Source organism: Actinoplanes sp. NPDC021490, assembly GCF_055562135.1.
In genome coordinates this window covers 109,344-126,385 of sequence record NZ_JBVHFW010000019.1, presented here as the reverse complement: position 1 = coordinate 126,385, position 17,042 = coordinate 109,344, and the positions used below count along the sequence as shown (strand labels likewise).

The 17,042-nt window shown below is 72.0% G+C and carries 17 protein-coding genes; 5 read left to right on the top strand and 12 right to left on the bottom strand.

Annotated features, from left to right (window positions below; translation table 11 throughout):
* Nucleotides 1-50: 50 nt before the first annotated feature.
* Entirely contained in the window at nt 51-1,451 is a 1,401-nt protein-coding gene (locus ACZ3I4_RS38070) for an alpha,alpha-trehalose-phosphate synthase (UDP-forming) (RefSeq protein WP_465386965.1), read from the top strand.
* Here ACZ3I4_RS38070 and ACZ3I4_RS38065 read toward each other — a convergent pair.
* The 6 genes from ACZ3I4_RS38065 to ACZ3I4_RS38040 all read right to left on the bottom strand — a co-directional run bounded on the left by ACZ3I4_RS38065 (nt 1,440) and on the right by ACZ3I4_RS38040 (nt 6,690).
* Entirely contained in the window at nt 1,440-2,141 is a 702-nt protein-coding gene (locus tag ACZ3I4_RS38065; protein WP_465387062.1) for an alpha/beta hydrolase, read from the bottom strand. The two genes, ACZ3I4_RS38070 and ACZ3I4_RS38065, sit on opposite strands and share 12 nt — an antisense overlap.
* 68 nt (nt 2,142-2,209) lie before the next feature.
* Entirely contained in the window at nt 2,210-3,553 is a 1,344-nt protein-coding gene (locus ACZ3I4_RS38060) for a flavin-containing monooxygenase (protein ID WP_465386964.1), read from the bottom strand.
* A gap of 26 nt (nt 3,554-3,579) precedes the next feature.
* Complete coding sequence (locus tag ACZ3I4_RS38055; protein ID WP_465386963.1) at nt 3,580-4,257, bottom strand: endonuclease/exonuclease/phosphatase family protein; 678 nt, start codon at nt 4,255-4,257, stop codon at nt 3,580-3,582.
* A gap of 19 nt (nt 4,258-4,276) precedes the next feature.
* On the bottom strand, nt 4,277-5,227 hold the full coding sequence (locus tag ACZ3I4_RS38050) for an ROK family glucokinase (protein ID WP_465386962.1): 951 nt from the start codon (nt 5,225-5,227) through the stop codon (nt 4,277-4,279).
* Between the two features lie 13 nt (nt 5,228-5,240).
* Nucleotides 5,241-6,215 (bottom strand): hypothetical protein, encoded by a 975-nt coding sequence (locus tag ACZ3I4_RS38045; RefSeq protein WP_465386961.1) that lies wholly within the window; start codon nt 6,213-6,215, stop codon nt 5,241-5,243.
* Nucleotides 6,216-6,240: 25 nt separating this feature from the next.
* Complete coding sequence (locus ACZ3I4_RS38040; RefSeq protein ID WP_465386960.1) at nt 6,241-6,690, bottom strand: SRPBCC family protein; 450 nt, start codon at nt 6,688-6,690, stop codon at nt 6,241-6,243.
* 90 nt (nt 6,691-6,780) lie between these two features.
* On the opposite strand from ACZ3I4_RS38040, the gene ACZ3I4_RS38035 reads away from it, so the two are divergent.
* Together ACZ3I4_RS38035 and ACZ3I4_RS38030 are read left to right on the top strand one after the other, a co-directional pair.
* Nucleotides 6,781-8,463, top strand: a complete 1,683-nt coding sequence (locus ACZ3I4_RS38035; RefSeq protein WP_465386959.1) for a GAF domain-containing sensor histidine kinase — start codon at nt 6,781-6,783, stop codon at nt 8,461-8,463.
* A gap of 7 nt (nt 8,464-8,470) precedes the next feature.
* A complete protein-coding gene (locus tag ACZ3I4_RS38030) occupies nt 8,471-9,139 on the top strand; it encodes a response regulator transcription factor (protein ID WP_020512124.1) in 669 nt (222 codons plus the stop codon).
* Between the two features lie 55 nt (nt 9,140-9,194).
* Here the strand turns inward: ACZ3I4_RS38030 and ACZ3I4_RS38025 are convergent, their stop codons facing one another.
* The gene (locus tag ACZ3I4_RS38025; protein ID WP_465386958.1) at nt 9,195-9,608 is read right to left on the bottom strand and encodes a DUF4395 domain-containing protein; all 414 of its coding nucleotides are present in this window, start codon (nt 9,606-9,608) and stop codon (nt 9,195-9,197) included.
* A 59-nt stretch (nt 9,609-9,667) separates the two neighbouring features.
* Complete coding sequence (locus ACZ3I4_RS38020) at nt 9,668-10,180, bottom strand: MarR family winged helix-turn-helix transcriptional regulator (RefSeq protein ID WP_465386957.1); 513 nt, start codon at nt 10,178-10,180, stop codon at nt 9,668-9,670.
* Between the two features lie 59 nt (nt 10,181-10,239).
* Between ACZ3I4_RS38020 and ACZ3I4_RS38015 the strand changes: the two genes are divergently transcribed.
* Nucleotides 10,240-11,475, top strand: coding sequence for an MFS transporter (locus ACZ3I4_RS38015; RefSeq protein ID WP_465386956.1), 1,236 nt, complete (start codon nt 10,240-10,242; stop codon nt 11,473-11,475).
* Nucleotides 11,476-12,272: 797 nt separating this feature from the next.
* On the top strand, nt 12,273-12,704 hold the full coding sequence (locus ACZ3I4_RS38010) for a TlpA family protein disulfide reductase (protein ID WP_465386955.1): 432 nt from the start codon (nt 12,273-12,275) through the stop codon (nt 12,702-12,704).
* Nucleotides 12,705-12,826: 122 nt separating this feature from the next.
* Here the strand turns inward: ACZ3I4_RS38010 and ACZ3I4_RS38005 are convergent, their stop codons facing one another.
* The 4 genes from ACZ3I4_RS38005 to ACZ3I4_RS37990 form a co-directional block, all read right to left on the bottom strand.
* Nucleotides 12,827-13,954 carry a glycosyltransferase family 4 protein gene (locus ACZ3I4_RS38005; RefSeq protein ID WP_465386954.1) on the bottom strand — a complete coding sequence of 376 codons (1,128 nt, stop codon included), beginning with the start codon at nt 13,952-13,954 and terminating at the stop codon, nt 12,827-12,829.
* A complete protein-coding gene (locus tag ACZ3I4_RS38000; protein ID WP_465386953.1) occupies nt 13,954-15,207 on the bottom strand; it encodes a M48 family metallopeptidase in 1,254 nt (417 codons plus the stop codon). The genes ACZ3I4_RS38005 and ACZ3I4_RS38000 overlap by 1 nt, the downstream gene beginning before the upstream one ends.
* 40 nt (nt 15,208-15,247) lie before the next feature.
* Nucleotides 15,248-15,469 carry a hypothetical protein gene (locus tag ACZ3I4_RS37995; protein ID WP_465386952.1) on the bottom strand — a complete coding sequence of 74 codons (222 nt, stop codon included), beginning with the start codon at nt 15,467-15,469 and terminating at the stop codon, nt 15,248-15,250.
* Nucleotides 15,470-15,586: 117 nt separating this feature from the next.
* On the bottom strand, nt 15,587-16,957 hold the full coding sequence (locus ACZ3I4_RS37990) for an NYN domain-containing protein (RefSeq protein ID WP_465386951.1): 1,371 nt from the start codon (nt 16,955-16,957) through the stop codon (nt 15,587-15,589).
* Nucleotides 16,958-17,042 lie beyond the last annotated feature (85 nt).

Genomic DNA, 17,042 nt, shown 5'->3' with positions numbered 1-17,042 from the left:
ATAGACCACCGTCGGTATATATCTGGGTAGCCATCCGATAACCTTCGGTGATGCGCCAGAGTTCGCTGGTCGTCGTCGCCAACCGTCTCCCGCTCGATGACAATGTCGCGCCCGACGGAGCGTGCGAGTGGCGGCGAAGTCCGGGCGGCCTGGCCGGCGCCCTGCGGGCGATCCTCGAGCAGACCCCGGCGACCTGGATCGGCTGGGACGGCGACCTCGGACCCGGGCGCGATCTGCCCGACATCGGCACCCTGCGGCTGCGCCCGGTGACGATGAGCGAGGACGATTTCCGCGGCTACTACGAAGGCTTCGCCAACTCGACGCTCTGGCCGCTCTATCACGACGCGGTCGAACAGCCCGTCTTCGATCGCGAGTGGTGGCTCACCTACGGCTCGGTCAACCGGCGCTTCGCCGAGGCCGCGGCCGAGGTGGCCGAGCCCGGCGCCACGGTCTGGGTGCAGGACTACCACCTGCAGCTGGTTCCCCAGATGATCCGCGAACTGCGGCCCGACCTCCGGATCGGCTTCTTCCTGCACGTGCCGTTCCCGCCGCCCGAGCTGTTCATGCAGCTCCCCCGCCGGGTCGAGCTGCTGCGCGGCATGCTCGGCGCCGACCTGGTCGGCTTCCAGCGGCCCCAGGCGGCCCACAATTTCGCCCAGCTCGCGACCAAGCTGCTGGGGGCGCACGGCGCCGACGACGCGATAGTCCTCGACGACCGGGTGGTCCGGACGGGCGCGTTCCCGGTCTCGATCGACGTCGCCGAGATGCGGAGCCTCAACGCCCGGCCGTACGTGGTGAAGCAGGCCCGCCAGCTGCGGCACGACCTCGGCACGCACAAGCGGGTGCTGCTCAGCGTCGACCGGCTCGACTACACCAAGGGGATCGAGCACCGTCTGACGGCGTACTCGGAACTGCTTCGCGACGGCCGGATCAAGCTCCGCGACACCGTGATGGTGCAGGTGGCCGTGCCGAGCCGGGAACGCGTGGAGAGCTACCGCGGGCTGCGCGACCGGATCGAGCGTGAGGTCGGGCGGATCAACGGCGAGTACGGCCGGGTCGGCGAGCCGGCCATCCACTACCTCAACCAGCCGTTCGACCGGGCCGACCTGGCCGCGCTCTATCAGGCCGCCGACGTCATGGTGGTGACCCCGCTGCGCGACGGCATGAACCTGGTCGCCAAGGAGTTCGTGGCGGCCCGGCGCGACAACAGCGGCGCGCTGGTGCTCAGCGAGTTCGCCGGGGCGGCGGCCGAGCTCGAGGACGCGTTTCTGGTCAACCCGCACGACGTCGACGGGCTCAAGGAGACGCTGCTGCAGGCCCTGGCGGCCGCGCCCGACGACCTGGCCGCCCGGATGAAGGCGATGCGGGCGTACATCACCAGCAACGACATCCACGCCTGGGCGCGCGCCTATCTGACCTCGCTCGAACAGGCCCAGGCGCTAGTCCCCTAGCTCCTTGCCCAGCCAGTCCAGGATCGCCTCGATCGGCTCGGCCCAGGCCACGTCGAGCAGCAGGTCGTGGCCCATGCCGGGGAACAGCAGCGGCGCGCCGCCGTATCGGGTCGCCGTGCGGTCCAGCGACTTGCGCGGCACGACCCGGTCGTCGGGGCTGCCCACCACCAGCACCGGCGGGTTGCCGGCCGGGCGGGGCGCGGGATCGTGGGTGACCAGTTCGCGGCCGGGCCGGGCGTCGATGCGGTCCAGAATCTCGCGGGCGCGCTCGTCCGGCATCCCGGCGCCGAACAGCTGTCGGCGGTTCAGGCGCAGCCGGCCCCCGAAGACGGCGGGCAGCGTGCCCAGCGGGTTGGCCCGGAGCGCGGTCCACAGGGCCGGCCAGCCGTCCATCACGGGGGCGGCCAGCACCGCCGCCTTCGCCGGGTAACGGCCCATCGCGTACGCCACCACGAGCGCCCCGGTGCCGTGACCGACGAGCACCGTCTGGCGCGGCAGGGACGCGGCCACCTGCACGACGTCGTGGGCGTGGGCCCGCAGGTCGCCGCCGGGGCGCGGGGTGAGGGCATGCGCCGGGAAGCCGCGGGCCGCGGTCGCGGGCAGCCAGTGCTCGGCGAAGGCCCACGCTCCGTGACCGAGGCCGGGCACGAAGAGCAAAGGCGGCAGCTTGGCGTCCGTCTCCTCGGTCATCGAGACGACTTCACGCTCGACCGGCGGCACCGGCTTCGTCCAGTCCTCGAAGCGCAGCAGATCCGACTTCACTTCGCGGGCTCCATCTCGTGCAGGAGGCCCTCGATGGCCCGCAGGTAGTCGGTGTGGCCGACCTCGAACCAGTGCCGCCGGCCCGGCAGCATCCGCCGCCGCGACCAGCTCGCGATCGGCCGGGTCGATTCCTTCTGCTGTACGGCCGTGGCCCGCTCGGGGTCGGTGGCGCGCAGCCGCAGCCAGCGGGCGACCGCCACGCTCTGCCAGTGCGCCAGCGGGAACAGCCCGGAGTCGGCCTGCACCAGCCCCACCACGGCCAGCGTCGGGTGCTTGCGGGCGAACGCGTGCAGATGAAGGTCGGGGCGGCCGTCCTCGCCGGTGTCGAGCAACTCGGGGGCGAGGAACTCGAAGCGCGGGCGGTAACCGGTCGCGGTGATCACCAGGTCGGGCTCGATCCGGCGGCCGTCGGCGAGCACGGCCGAGGCGCCGTCGAAACCGGTCACATCGGGCACCGGGGTGATCCGCCCGTGGCCCAGGTAGTACGGCAGCTGGCTGTTGACGACCGGGTGGCTCTCGTACGGGCGGTGGTCGGGCTCGGGCAGGCCGTATCGGGTGAGGTCGCCGGTGGTCAGCGCGAGCGCGCGGCGATAGAGCCATTGGCGCAGGCGCAGCGGCAGACGAAGTTGGAGCATGCGGTCGTTGACCTGGTCGGCCGGGCGGCCGAGCACGTACTTGGGGGCGTACCAGTAGCCGCGGCGGGTCGAGTGCCAGACCGTGGTCGCCTGCTGGGCCGCCTCGACCGCGATGTCGCAGCCGGTGTTGCCGCCGCCGATCACCAGGACCTTGCGGTTGCGCAGCTGGGCCGGGTCCTTGAACTTGGCCGAGTGGATCAGCTGGCCGCCGAACTCGCCGGGGATCTTGGGCTTGGACGGCGCCCAGTTGTGCCCGTTGGCCACGACCACCCCGGCGTACCGCTGCACCCGCGAGGAGCCGCCGCCGGTGGACTGGGTCGTGATGTCCCAGCGGCCGTCGCCGACCGGCACGACCGAGACGACCTCGGTGCCGAACCAGACGTCGCTCTCCAGGTCGAAATGCCGGGAGTATCGCTCCAGGTAGGAGAGCACCTGCTTGTGGTCCGGATAGTCGGGCCAGGTGTCCGGCATCGGGAAGTCGGGGAACTCGGTCAGCGGCCGGGAGGAGATCAGGTGGGTGCCGGCGTAGACCGGGCTGCGGTCGTGGCGCCAGTTCCACGCGCCCCCCACCGACGTCTCCCGCTCGTAGCAGTCGACCTCGAAACCGTGCTCACGCAGGTTCTTGATCGCGGCGAGACCGCTGGCTCCGGCCCCGATGACACACACGGCGTCATGACGGTCGGCGATGTCGGGAGTGTCGGGCACCCGGCGATATTGCCAGAACCCGAGCCTTACTCGGAAGGGAGCACGAGGTCCGCGACCACCGGAAGATGATCACTCGCCCGGCGGGCCCGGTCGGATTCGACGACCTCGTACTTCTCGATTCTGATGTCGGGGGTGACGAAGATGCCGTCGATCCGCCGGTTGGGCAGCGTGGCCGGGAAGGTCAGAGGCGCTTCCCCGTACGAGGTCAGGCCGTCCTCCACCGTGCGCCACGCGCCGCCGCCCGGGCCCTCGTTGAGGTCGGCCGCGGCGATCACCGGCCCTTCGACCTTGCTCAGCTCCTGCTTCCACAGCGCCGCCTGGACGGGCCGCTCGGCCGGGTCGGTCGCCAGGTGAGAGCCCGAGACGGTGAAGCTGCCGCCGCGCACCGAGCCCCGGGCGAACGCGGCGCCGCGCAGATGCCGGCCCGGGGTGAGCGGGTAGCGCATGCACCACGTCTCGTGCACCGCCACCCGCAGGCTGACCAGCAGCAGGTTGCCCAACGAGGGCAGACCGCCGGCCGCCACCACCATGCCCAGGTCGTCGGCGAGCGACGCGCACTTCTGCCGCCAGCGGAACCGGCGCGGCGCCTCCTGCACGACCAGGACGTCGGGCGCCAGATCGCGGACCAGCCCGATCAGGGCGGCCCGGTCGTCCTTCAGGCCGTGCACGTTGTAGCTGACCACCCGCAGCGAGGCGCCGGACATCCTGGTGACCTCCGCCGACTCAGACGCGTCGCGCCAGGTCGGCCGCGCCGACCACACCCGCCGTGTTGCCCGTCTCGGCCGCCCGCACGTCGGCCACCGGGAAGCGACCGCGCTGCTTGAGCTGGTCGCGGTACGTGTTGCGAGTCGGGGCCATGAGCAGGTCGCCGGCGTCGACCACGCCCCCGCCGACCACCAGGATCTGCGGGTCGAAGCTCTGGGCCAGGTCGGCCATCGCCACCCCGAGCCAGTAGCCGATCTGGCCGAACGCGTCGCAGGCCACGCCGTCGCCGGCCCGGGCCGCCTCGGTGATCTGCCGGCCGGTGATGGCCAGCGGGTCGCCGCCCGCCAGCTCCAGCAGCTTCGCCGCCCGGTCCGGTTCCTGCCGCGCGCCCGCCCGGGCGAACCGGACCAGCGCGTTGCCGCTTGCGTACTGCTCGAGGCAGCCCAGCCGGCCGCAGCCGCAGGGGTGGCCGTCGGGCACCGACTGGATGTGGCCGAGTTCCCCGGCGATGCCGTTCGCGCCGCGCCACAGTTTGCCGTTGAGCACGATGCCGCCGCCGATCCCGGTGCCCACGGTGATCATCACCATGGAGTCGTCGGCCTCGCGGGCCACGCCGTACCGGAATTCGGCCCAGGCGGCGACGTTGGCGTCGTTCTCGAGCACGGTGGGCAGCCCGACAGCCTTGCTCACGTAGTCGCGCAGCGGCTCGTCCCGCCAGGCCAGGTTGGGGGCGAACAGCACGGTGGCGCCGGGCGCGTCGATCCACGCCGCCGCACCGATGCCGACCGCGGTGGCCTGCGGAAACTGCTGCGCCAGCTCGGTCGCGACCTCGACGATCGTGTCCCGGGTGCCGGCCGGGTCCTCGGCCGGGGTGCTCCGGCGGTTCGACGCCAGCACCGTGCCGTGCTCGTCGACCACCCCTCCGGCCACTTTCGTGCCGCCGACGTCGACTCCGATGGTCAGCGTCACGCTGCCCGTCCCCTCACTTGTCCCAACGCAAGGCGTCGTCGTCACGGGCCGCACTGCCCGCCTCGTCGTCGCCCACTTCACCGGCCGCCTGAGCGCCCGCCACATCATGATCCACCGCCGGGCCCGGCGCCATGTCGGCAACACCCGCATCAGCGGTGGCCGCGGCCCACACATCAGGCCTTCGGGGCCCGCGCGAGCTCTCCACGGGACCGTTCGCCGTCTGGGCATCGCCCGCGGCCGCCCTTCGTGCTTTGGCCAGCTCCGCGGCCTCGGCCACCCGCCGCTCGGCCTCGGCCGCCGCCCGCAGCGCCGCCGCCCGCCTTTCGGCCAGCTCGGCGGCATGTTTCCGGGCCATCGCCGCCCGCCTTTCCGCCAGCTCGGCGGCATGCTTCTTGGCCACAGCCGCCGCGCTGGTCACGGTCGCGGCCGACCACGGGTCGTCGCTCGCCGCGTCCCCGAAAACCCCGGCCCGCCCCGGGTCCTTGCCGGCCCCCGCGTCACCCCTCCGCTCCACTCCTCTATCTCTGGACATATCCGTTTCGTCCGGAGAAAAGGCAGTGACGCCATCGCCGGCAGCCGCTGCGTCGGCGTCGGCGTTGAGCTCGGCCTCGGCGTTGATGGCCGCCGCCCAGGCCGAGTCGGCCGTGTTGCTGTCGGCTCGTGTCACGGCCGACCAGGTCTGGTCGGCGTTGCCCGGCCGGGCCGGCGCGGGAGGCGGCTTCGGCTTGGGCTTCTCGCCCACGATGGCCGAGACCGAGCGCAACAGCCCGGCCACCGAGCCGGCCAGGTCGCTCGCGCTGCCGGCCAGGCGCGCCGCCGTCTCGGGGCTCGGGTCGCGCATGGCCGCGATGGCCTTGCACACCGGGCACACGCAGCACTCGGGTTCGCCCGTAGCCCAGCGCCGATCGTTGAAGGCCTGCCCCGCCACCGCCCGCGCCAGCACCGTGGCGACGAGCTTCTCGGCCTCTTCCCGTGCCGATCCGGCCATGGAAAACCTCCCCGCTAGAACGTCCTCAGCTCGGCAGGCTCTCGACCCGGCGCTTGAGCTGCTTGAGCGCCGTGTCCATGATCATTTTTTCGGCTTTGCGGCGGAACATGCCCAGCATCCCGATCGAGAGCTCAACTTCGAGTGTGTACGTCACTGTCGTGCCGCCGCCGTCGCCCTCGGTCAGGTCATAGGACCCGCGCTGCGACTTCTGCGTCTTCGAAGGCTCCACCAGATGCCACTCGATGCGCGAGAGATCGTCGGCATATGCGTATTCGAGCGTGTAGTCGTCGGCCATGACCCCGGCATCGATGACGAACCGGACACGGTAGGCGTAACCGTCCTCGTACTCCTCGAGGACCTCCACCTGCTTCATCGCCTCGGCCCACTCGGTGTAGCGCGGGAAGTCGCTGATCACCGCGGCCACTCGGTCGAGGGGCGCATGGACCTGGATCGACTGGGTCGAGGTATCCGCCATGCACGGAGGCTACCTCCCGCCTGCGACATTCCCGGCGGCCGGGCCGGGCGCGACGAGCCACCGGACGACGGGACGGCTACCATCCCTCAGGTGCCGGTGCTAGCCAGTGTCTCCGCGCGCGTCCAACCGCTCGCGGTGGCCGCGCGCATCGTCATGCTCGCGCTGGTCGCGGCGCTCACCGTGATCGCCACCGGCGACCCGGGGCAGCTCCGCTGGATAGCGCTTCTCGCGGTCGCCGCGCTGCCCGCGGTGCTCGCTCCCGACCATCATCTGCTGGCCCCTCTGGGCCGCTTCGCCGAGGTCGTCGTCACCTGTCTGGCGGCCGGCTCGGTGGCCGCGGCCAGCGACAGCAACAACACCTTGGACGCGGGGTTCGGCGCCGAGGCCGTGCTGCCCTACCTGGCGGTCCCGTTGCTCACCGCGGCCCTGCGCCGCCGCCCGACCGAGGGCACGGCGCTGCTCGGCGTCGCGGCCGTCTCGCTGGTGGTCGGCGGCACGGTGGCCGGCGAGGTCATCACCCAGCCCGGGTTCCTCGCGGTCGGCGGCCAGTGGCTGGTGCTCGGCGCCATCATCACGTTCGCGGCCGACACCATGCGCCAGTTCATGCAGCCTTCCGAGCCCACCCCCCAGCCGTACGCGGAAGCCACCCGCCTGCTCACCCAGCTGCGCAGCGTGGCTCGGTCGCTGCCCGGCGCCACCCTGGATCCGGGCGGCATCTCCGAGCACCTGCTCGAGGAGTTGCGCCTGGTCAAGCCGTCCGACCGGGCCGCGGTGCTGTCGGCCAGCGGCGGCGGGCGGCTCGTCGTGCTGGCCCAGACCGGTGTCGAACGCGTCGACTGGGAGGTCACGCTCGACGCCGACTCCGCGATCGCCGACGCCTGGGCCAGTCAGCAGCCGCAGGTCGCGAGCCGATCCCAGGCCCGCTCGAGCCGCCGCGGCGACACCTCGTCCCTGGTCGTCCCGCTGGTGGCGGGCGTCCGCACGATCGGGCTCGTCATTCTCGAGAGCGACGTCGCCAACGCGTACCCCAAGGAAACCGTGGGCGAAGTGACCTGGGTGACCGACGCCGCCGCCCTGCGGCTGGAAGCCGCCCTGCTCTTCGACGACGTGCGCTCGCTGGCCACCAACGAGGAGCGTCAGCGGCTCGCCCGCGAGATCCACGACGGGGTCGCCCAGGAGCTCGTCATGGTCGGCTACGGCATCGACAACGCCCAGGCCACCCTGCCCGAAGGGGCCGAGGAGACCGCCGAGGAGCTGCGGTCCCTCCGCGCCGAGGTGACCCGGGTGATCACCGAGCTGCGGCTCAGCCTGTTCGAGCTGCGCTCCGAGGTCGATCGCAACGGTGGCCTGGCCGCCGCGATCGCCGAGTACGCGCGCACCCTGGGCACCTCGGCCGGCCTGCGCGTGCACTTCACGTTCGACGAGTCGACGGCCCGTCTGCCCGCCGCCACGGAGGCCGAACTGCTGCGCATCGCCCAAGAGGCGATCACGAATGCGCGTAAGCACGCCGGAGCCTCTAATCTGTGGGTTACCTGCACCGTCGACCCGCCGTACGCCGAGATCGAAGTCTCCGACGACGGCCGGGGCTTCGCCGACGACCGCCCGGACGGTCGTTACGGTCTGACCATCATGGCCGAGCGGGCCGAACGGATCCGGGGCCGATTGAAGATCACGCCGCGACACCCCAGCGGGACAACCGTTGCCGTAGTGCTCGGATCCCCTGCCAGGCGCGATAGCGTGCGGAATAGCGTTTCCGCTCCAGAAGGGGAGTAAGCCGAGCATGTCGACCAGTCCGGCGCCGACTACGCGCACCAAGGTCCTCCTTGTTGACGATCATGACTTGATTCGTAAGGGGCTGCGACACGCATTCGAGCGCGACCGTCAGTTCGAGGTCGTCGGCGAAGCGGCCACGGCGGCCGAGGCCGTCCGTCAGGCCGGCGCCCTGCAGCCCGATGTCGTGATCATGGACCTGCGACTGCCCGACGGCAGCGGTCTCGAGGCGACCAAGGCCCTCCGCAAGAACAACGCCAACATGGGCATCGTGGTGCTCACCATGTACGCCGGTGACGACCAGCTGTTCGGGGCCCTCGAGGCGGGCGCCAGCGCGTTCGTCCCCAAGACGGCCCCCGCCGACGAGGTTGTCGCGGCCGCCCGGCACGCGGCGTCCGCGCCCAGCGCCTTCACCGCGGCCGACCTGGCCGAGGCCATGAAGCGCCGGCTCGCCCCGTCGGGTCCCCAGCTCTCCCCGCGCGAGGGTCAGGTGCTGCGCCTGCTGGCCGACGGCATGAGCGTGGCCGGCATCGCCAAGCAGCTCTTCGTGTCGGAGTCCACGGCCAAGACCCACATCTCCAAGCTGTACGAGAAGCTGGGCGCGGCCAACCGGGCTCAGGCTCTGATGACGGCCCTGCGTCTGGGCCTGCTCGAGGCCCCTGACGCCCCCAAGTTCTAGCGTCACCTTCCCCACGACGTCAGCGCCCGGTCCCCCCACCGGGCGTGTCGTGTTTCTAGGTGCTTTTTGCGCTCAGCCGCTTGACCGTCAGATAGGCCTCGCAGCCCAGACAGAGGCCGAAGGCGGCGTTGAGGAATGCCGCCAACAGCGCGAAAGCTGCGAAAACCACCCCGAGCGTGGTCACCCCCGTGAGGTACCCGACACTCGCGACAGCCATAAAGCTAAATCCGACTAACTGCGCGAAGCGTACGGGTGGAAGGGGTTCCCGCTCGGCCGGAGGACCCAGCCGGGGAAGCACGAGAGCGCGATAGACGTACGCGTAAGGCCCGCGCCGCGGATCGGCCGCCGTGATCGCGAAGACGATCGCCTGAGCGAGCGCGAGCCAGCCCCACCCGGTCGCTAGCACGACCACCAGAACGAGGGTGGTCACCGTGGCGGCGAACCGCTGCCCGCGCGGATCGAGTTCCATTCGCTCAGAATGGCATTCACCAGGGCTTTCGCCATCGCCGCGGTGCCGTGAGGGGCATCTCAGCCCTCGAGGTCGAGAAGGACCTTCCGCAGCAGGCCGTTGAGCTGGATCAGCTCCTCGTGCGAGAGGGCGTGCAGCAGACGCTGATCGCGGGCCATGCCCTCGAAGATGTATTTGCTCCACATCGCGCGCCCGGCGGCCGTCGGCCGGATCAGCACGCGCCGGCGATCGGTCTCGTCGTTCTCACGGGTCACCAGCTCGGCCGTCACGAGACGGTCGAGCCGGCTGGTCATGGCGGCCCGGGTGACGTTGGCCGCCTCGGCCAGCTGGGCCGGCGTCGCCTCGATCGGCCACGGCTGAATCATCAGCACGTGCAGGGTCTTGTAGTCCTCGAACGTCAGCTCCCGCGACTCCGCGAACGCGGCCGCGTCCTGCCGGCGGGCCTCCCGCTGGATGTAGTTCATCCGCACCAGCGCGCCCTCGACCTCGGGGGCGAACGCCGGCTCGTCCTTCCAGAACGCCGCCCACCGAGCCACGTGCTGATCGACGCTGTCCTGGTCCATGATCGCCATTGTGCCACCATCTGATTTTTAGATTGCTAATAGTTAGACGGTGAACTACTTTCCTGGGCATGCGGATCACCGATTTCCGTCTGCTCGCAGCCGGACAGACCCTCTCCTGGATCGGAAACGGCTTCCAGACCGTGGCGCTGGCCGTCGCGGTCGTGCGGGCCGGTGGCGGCCCCGGCGACCTCGGCCTGGTCATGGCCGCATCGATCGTGGCCCGGCTCCTCTGCACCCTCTTCGGCGGCGTGTGGGCCGACCGCCTGCAGCCGCAACGCGTCATGGTCGGTTCCGACCTCGTACGCCTCCTGGCCGCCGCCGGCATGGCGCTGATGTTCATGAGCGACGGCTACCACCTCGTGCTGCTCTGCGCGCTGGCCGCGATCTCGACCGGGGCCGCCAGCTTCTTCGACCCGGCCTTCGGCGCGCTGCGCCCCCTGCTCGTCCCGGCCGAGAAACGCCAGTCGGCCAACGCAACCTTCAGCATGTTGCAGACCGGCAGCCAGGTCGCCGGCCCCGCGCTCGGCGGCGTGACCGTAGCCGCGTTCGGCGCCTCGGCCGGCTTCACGGTCAACGCCTTGAGCTTCCTGGCCTCGATGATCGCCGCCCTGCTGCTGCGGGTCCGCGCCGAACGCGGCCCGCGCACGTCGATGATCAGCGAGCTGGCCGAGGGATGGCGCGAGATCAGCAAGCGCGACTGGCTGATCGGCGGCCTGTTCGGCGCCACGCTCTACCACGTCGCCAACGGCGTCATCCTCGTGCTGGTCCAGGTCGTGGCCATCGAACGACTGGGCGGCCCCTCCGCGGCCGGCTTCATCGCCGCCGCCGAGGGCCTGGGTGGCCTCCTCGGAGCGGCGATCGCTCTGCGCTTCAAGCCTCGCCGCCTGCTGCGCGCGGGCTGGCTGACGCTCCTCCTCATGCCGCTGTGGGCCCTGGCGTACGTCTGGCCGGCCGAACTGATCGCCGTCATCGCGGGCGCCATCATCGGCTACGCGGGCCTGATCTTCTTCGACGTGGCCTGGGAGACCGCCATCCAGGACAACGTCCCCCAGCGCATGCTGGGCCGGGTCTCCTCCTGGGACTACCTGACGTCCTTCCTGGCCATGCCCCTGGGCAACATCCTGGCGGGCCCGCTGGAGAGCGCCTTCGGCACCGGCAAGGTTTTGACAGCCTGCGCCGGCGTCCTCTTCGTGGCCGCCGCGGTCCAGCTCCTGATCCCGGGCACCCGCCGCCTGACCCGGACCCAGCCGGAAACGGCCTCACCCACCCGTCCCCCGGAGGTGGTGGAGGCGGCCGGAGTCTGAACGGCGTCGGGCTCCCGCCCTTGACCGCAGCGCCACACCGCCGAACGCCTCACCCTGTCCGGCACACCACCGAGCCCATCGGCCCCTAACCCGCTGAACTGCCGTCGATCGTAAGCAAGCCGCTGCCTTCTCGCCTTGGACCGCGCTGGGACCACCGGCCCGCCGTGCCCACCTCTGCCGCGAGAGGGACAGCGGCCTGCTTGCGCTCGGCGGTCCGAGTTACCGGCAAGTGTGGGCACGGCAGTCGGTGGTTGAGGTGACCACTCCATGCCGTTCCCCCGCCACCGGGTGATCGGTGGTCACTGTGCTGTGGTCGAGGCCGAAGAGCGCGGGTGTGGGGTGGAACGCTTGATCTCGCCTCTCCGGGAGCGGCGTGTCAGAGTAGTCCTATGGATTTGGTGGGTCTCGTTGCGATCGTCGCCGTGCTGGTCGTGGGCGTCTTGGTCGGGCTCTGGCGACGCCGCACGGACGGCCGGATCCGCGATGTGACGGACGGCCAAGCCCGATCTTCCACGCGCGACCGGATCCAAGATGTAGCGGGTAGCCGAACCGGAGATGCCACGAGCGGGCGGATCCAAGATGCAGCAGGCAGCCAAGCCGGAGGCGCCAAGAGCAGCCGGATCCGAGATGCAGCAGGCCGCCAAGCCGGAGATGCCAACAGCGGCCAATCCCGGGATGCTGAGGACGGCCAAGCCCGAAATATCACGCTTGGCGGGATCTCGGGTGGAGCCGACGGCTCGGGCCGAAATGCCGTGCGGGCCGAGGCCGGGGTGGGCCTCGGCTCGGCTCGTTCTGGCATGACCGGCGCGGAGTCGGGCACAGTGGTGACGGCGGCCGGGACGGGCACGGTGGCGGAGGATGAGCGTGAGGAGCCGGGCGTGATCGAGGAAACCGCGGCGGACAACAGCGCCCCCGGTCAGCGTCTCGATGACGCGCTGCTCGCGGAGCTCGGCGTCGGCCAGGCCAAGGCGACCCTCCTGCAGTTCTCGTCGGCGTTCTGCGCCCCCTGCCGGGCCGTGCGGCGCGTCAGCTCCGAGGTGGCCGGGATGGTTCCCGGCGTCCAGCACGTCGAGGTCGATGCCGAGAGCCACCTCGAGGCCGTCCGCGCGCTCGGCATCTGGCGCACCCCGACGCTGCTGGTACTCGACGCCGAGGGCCGCGTCACGAAGCGGGCCACCGGCGTCCCGGCCAAGCCGCAGCTGATCGCCGCACTCGGCGACGTGCTCTGACGTTCCAGCGGCGCGGCGGTCAGCAGGCGGTCCAGCGGCGCGGCGGTCAGCTTGCGATGAGCAGGCGGTCCGGCGGCGCGGCGGTCAGCTTCCGGTGAGCAGGCCGTCCAGCGGCGCGGCGGTCAGCTTCCGGTGAGCAGGCGGTCCAGCCGGGCCGCCTGGGTCTCCCAGCGCCACTCCCGCTCGACCCAGGCCCGGCCCGCGGCGCCCATGGCCTTGGCCCGGGCCGGATCGGTCAGCAGCTCGGTCAGCCGGGCGGCGATGGCCTGCACGTCGCGGCCGCCCACCACGTAGCCCGTCTCGCCCTCGCGCACCGCGTCGGGCGCGCCGCCCGAATCGCCGCCCAGCACGGGCAGGCCGGTGGCCGAAGCCTCCAGATAGACGATGCCCAGGCCCTCCACGTCGAGCCCGCCGGCCCGCGTGCGGCACGGCATCGCGTAGACGTCGCCGGCGGCGTAGTGGGCCGGCAGTTCGGGCCACGGCACCGAACCGGTGAAGACGACGTCCTTCTCCACGTCGTTCTCGCGGGCCAGGCGCGTGAGGGTCTTGCGGTACGGCCCGCCGCTGACCAGCAGCAGGGCCGCGCCGGGGACGCGGCGGCGGATCGTCGGCAGGGCCCTGATCAGCATGTCCTGCCCCTTGCGCGGGACCAGGCGGGAGACGCAGACGATCACCGGGCGGCCGGTCAATCCGTGGCGGGCGCGCACCTCGCTGCCGTCGGCGCCGGGGTGGAAGGCGTCGACGTCGACGCCGGGCGCGAGCCTTTCCAGCGAAGTCAGGCCGGGCAGCGCGCGGGCGAGCCGGGTGCGCTGGTATTCGCCGAGGTAGGTGACCACGTCGTTGCCTCGGGCGATGCGCCGGAGCAGGGTGCGGGCGCCGGGCAGCGCGGCCCAGCCGATCTCGTGGCCGTGGGTGAGCGCGACCGCGCGGGTGATCCCCGCGTGGCGGCGCAGGCCCTCGGCGAGCAGGCCGAGCGGGGCGGCGGCGCCGAACCACACGCGGTCGCAGTCGTGCGCCCGGGCGATCTCGGCCGCGCGGCGGGCCACCGCGGGCGTGGGCAGCAGCATGCCGGTCTTCTCGCGGACGACCTCGAAGGGCTGCTCGGCGTCGAACTTGTCGGCGCCGCGCCACGTCGACGCGTAGACCACCACCGAACCGGCCGGCTGGCGGACCGCCAGGTTGTGCACGAACTGCTGGATGCCGCCGGGGCGGGGCGGGAAGTCGTTGGTGACCAGCAGGGTGCGGCCCATCAGCGCTCGCCCCGGGCGAAGGCGCGGGCGGCGGCGATCCGTTCCACCGTGGACGGGTGTGAGGCGAACATGACGTGCTCCCAGGCGGGCGGATCGGGGTCGGACAGGTTGACCGTGCCGAGGCGGCGCTGCATGGCCTCGAACGTGGCCGGGTCGCCGGTGAGGACGAGGGCGTGCTCGTCGGCGCGGGCCTCGATGCGCCGCGACACGAAGGCCTGCGCGGGCCCGGCGATCAGGCCGGCCAGGGTGACCAGCGCGATCAGCAGGCCGAGGGCGCGCGGTTCCCCGATCGTGTCGGCCCCGGCCCGGGCGAGCAGCCACTGCCAGGAGCCGAGCAGGAAGAGCGCGATCACCGCGGCCGCCGTGCCCAGGGCGCCGAGCAGCGTGCCGATCAGGACGTCGCCGTCCTTGGCGTGGCCCAGCTCGTGGGCGGTCACCGAGACGACCTCGGCCGGTTCGGCCTCGGTGAGCATCGTGTCGTAGACGACGATGCGCCGGGTCGGGCCGAGGCCGGAGACATAGGCGTTGACGGCCCGCGTGCGGCGCGACGCGTCGGCGACGAGAACATCCTTCACCGGTACGCCGTCACGGGCGGCCAGCTGCATCAATTCCGTACGCAAGGGACCGTCGGCCATCGGGGTGAACTTGTTGAAGACCGGCTCGACCACCACCGGCAGCACGAACGACAGCAGCACGACCAGCCCGGCCGCGCCCGCCGCGCCGATCGCCCACCACCACCGCGGCGCGAAGTGGGTGATCGTGTAGAAACCGGCGAGCGCCAGGCCACCGATCACCGCGCCGACGGCGAACGACTTGAGCAGATCGGCCGTCCACGCGCCCCACGACTGGGTGGAGATGCCGTAACGGACCACGATGGTGTGCCGCCAGGCGGCCAGCGGCAGCGTCACCACCTCGCTGACCAGCACGACCGCGAACCCGCCGAGGACGGCCTGGGCCAGCCAGTGACCGCCGAACGGCCGACCGGCCTGGGTCACCAGCCACGCGCCGGCCGGGGTCAGCCCGATCACCAGAGCCACGATCAAGGTCAGGAGCATCGCCCCGTACGACCCCGGGCGCAGCTCGGCGTGGAATTCGCGGCCGCGCGCAACCTGGTCGGCCGGCAGCTGGTCGAGCGCGGCCAGCTGGTCGGCCCGGGGAGCGGGCGGGCGGTGCCACGGAATCGTGTGCCAGGCGACGAGGACCAGCACCACCAGCAGGACCAGTAGCGTGCCGGCCGCCCACACCCGATTCATCGCACCTCCAAGCTCGACCGCCCATCCTAGAGAGCCGTGATCACGCCACGTGACGGGTGCGCGGGTACATGGGGACGACCACGGGTGGCTCGGGTGTCTCGAGCAGCTCGACCTCGAAGCCGGCCAGCTCGAACACCTCGACCGCCCGCAGCTCGCCCGGGGTCAGGTCACCGATGCCGTCGGGCGTGCTCAGCAACGCGCCGACGACACACTCGCGGCACTCCCGCGCCGTCCGGTCGCAACGACCGCAGTCGATGATCATCACTCCTCCTCCCCCGGGTGGCGGCGCGACGTCAACGGGGAAGCACCGTCGCGGACCGACCACCATCGGTGACCACAACGGTAGGGCGGGGGTACGACAAAAATGAGTTGCCGCAGGTCAGGAGCGCGAGAGACGGCGTAACAGAGAGTCCGCGCCCATCGGGTAGGCCCCGTGCCGGCGTACGCCGTCGGCCACCTCGCGGTCGGAGGAGATGACCACGAGCGGGCGCCCGGCCGGCTCGCCCCGCACCAGCTGACGGATCAGCTCGTCGGCGGTGTCGCCCTTGCGCGAGAACAGCACCCGCACCCCGCGCGGCGCCGGCGGCAGGCCGTGCACCCGCTCGGCGCCGTCGAAGACCACGGTCACCTCGTCGCCGGTCTGGGCCGCGATGCCGCCGAGCCCGGTGATCAGGCGTTTGCGCTGCTGTTCGAGGGACATCTCGGCGAACCCGCGCTTGGTCACGTTGTAGCCGTCGACGATCAGGTGGGCCCGGGGCAGGGCGAGCAGCTGGTCAAGCCGGCCGGGGTCGTCGGTGTCCTGCGCGCGGGCCTGCGAACGCTCGGGCGACCCGGGACGGTCGGCCGAGGCGTCGGCCACGAAGTCGGCCGGCATCCGGTCGGACGGGTTGAGCGCCAGCTCGCGGCGCAGCCCGGAGGCGGCCTGGCCGATCGTCTCGATCAGCAGCCAGAGCCGGGCGTCGTCGGCGGCACGGGCGTCCTTGGCGGCCGCCTTGCCGGTCGCGGCCAGCGCCTCGGCCTCGGCCAGACGGGTCTTGAGGCGGCGCACCTCGGAGTCGTGGTCGGCCGCTATCCGCGCGGCCCGGCCCTTCTCGGTGGCCAGCAGGTCGCTCGCGCGTTTCTGGGCGGCCTGGGCCTCACGCAGGGCCTTGCCGTTGGCCCGCGCTTCCTCGCGCACCTGGCCGAGCTCTTCACGGACCCGGGCCAGCTCGTCGCGCAGCTTGTCCGCCTCGACCTTGGCCACCGCACGGTCGTGCTCGGCCCGGGCGGCCCGCTGCTCGGCGTCGCGCACCTGGTGAGCGACGGCGGCGCTGTCGGCCTCGGCCTGCACGGCGTGGCCGGCCTCCTCGATCAGCTCGCGCCAGCCGTCGGGGCGGGCCAGATAGGCCAGCGCGGCCACCTCGACCGGGTCGGCGGCGCCCGGCGCGACGCCCGCGGCGATGGCGCGGCCCAGGTCACCGGCGTCGGCCACGACACGGCCGCTGATCCGCTGGCGGAAGAGCGGGTCGGCGGCGAGCTGGGCGGCGATCTCGCGGCCGCCGAGCCGGGCCCGGCGGTTGGGGGCGAAGCGGGCGACCCGGCGCATCTGCACCGGCATCTCGTCGGCCGGCAGGCCGGGCAGCGCGGCGGCGGCCAGAACGGTCACCCGCTGGCGCACCGGCTCGGGCAGAACCGGCTCGGGAGCGAACTCCGCATCCTGGACAGCCGCCTCCTCCTCGGGGCGGTCGCCGGACGGCTGGAGCTCTGACATCTACCCATTCTCCCACCGCGGACTGCGGAAAAGCTTGTCGAAGCAAGTGATCTTTTCAAGAGCCGCGCCGGTTTATGTCGTACCC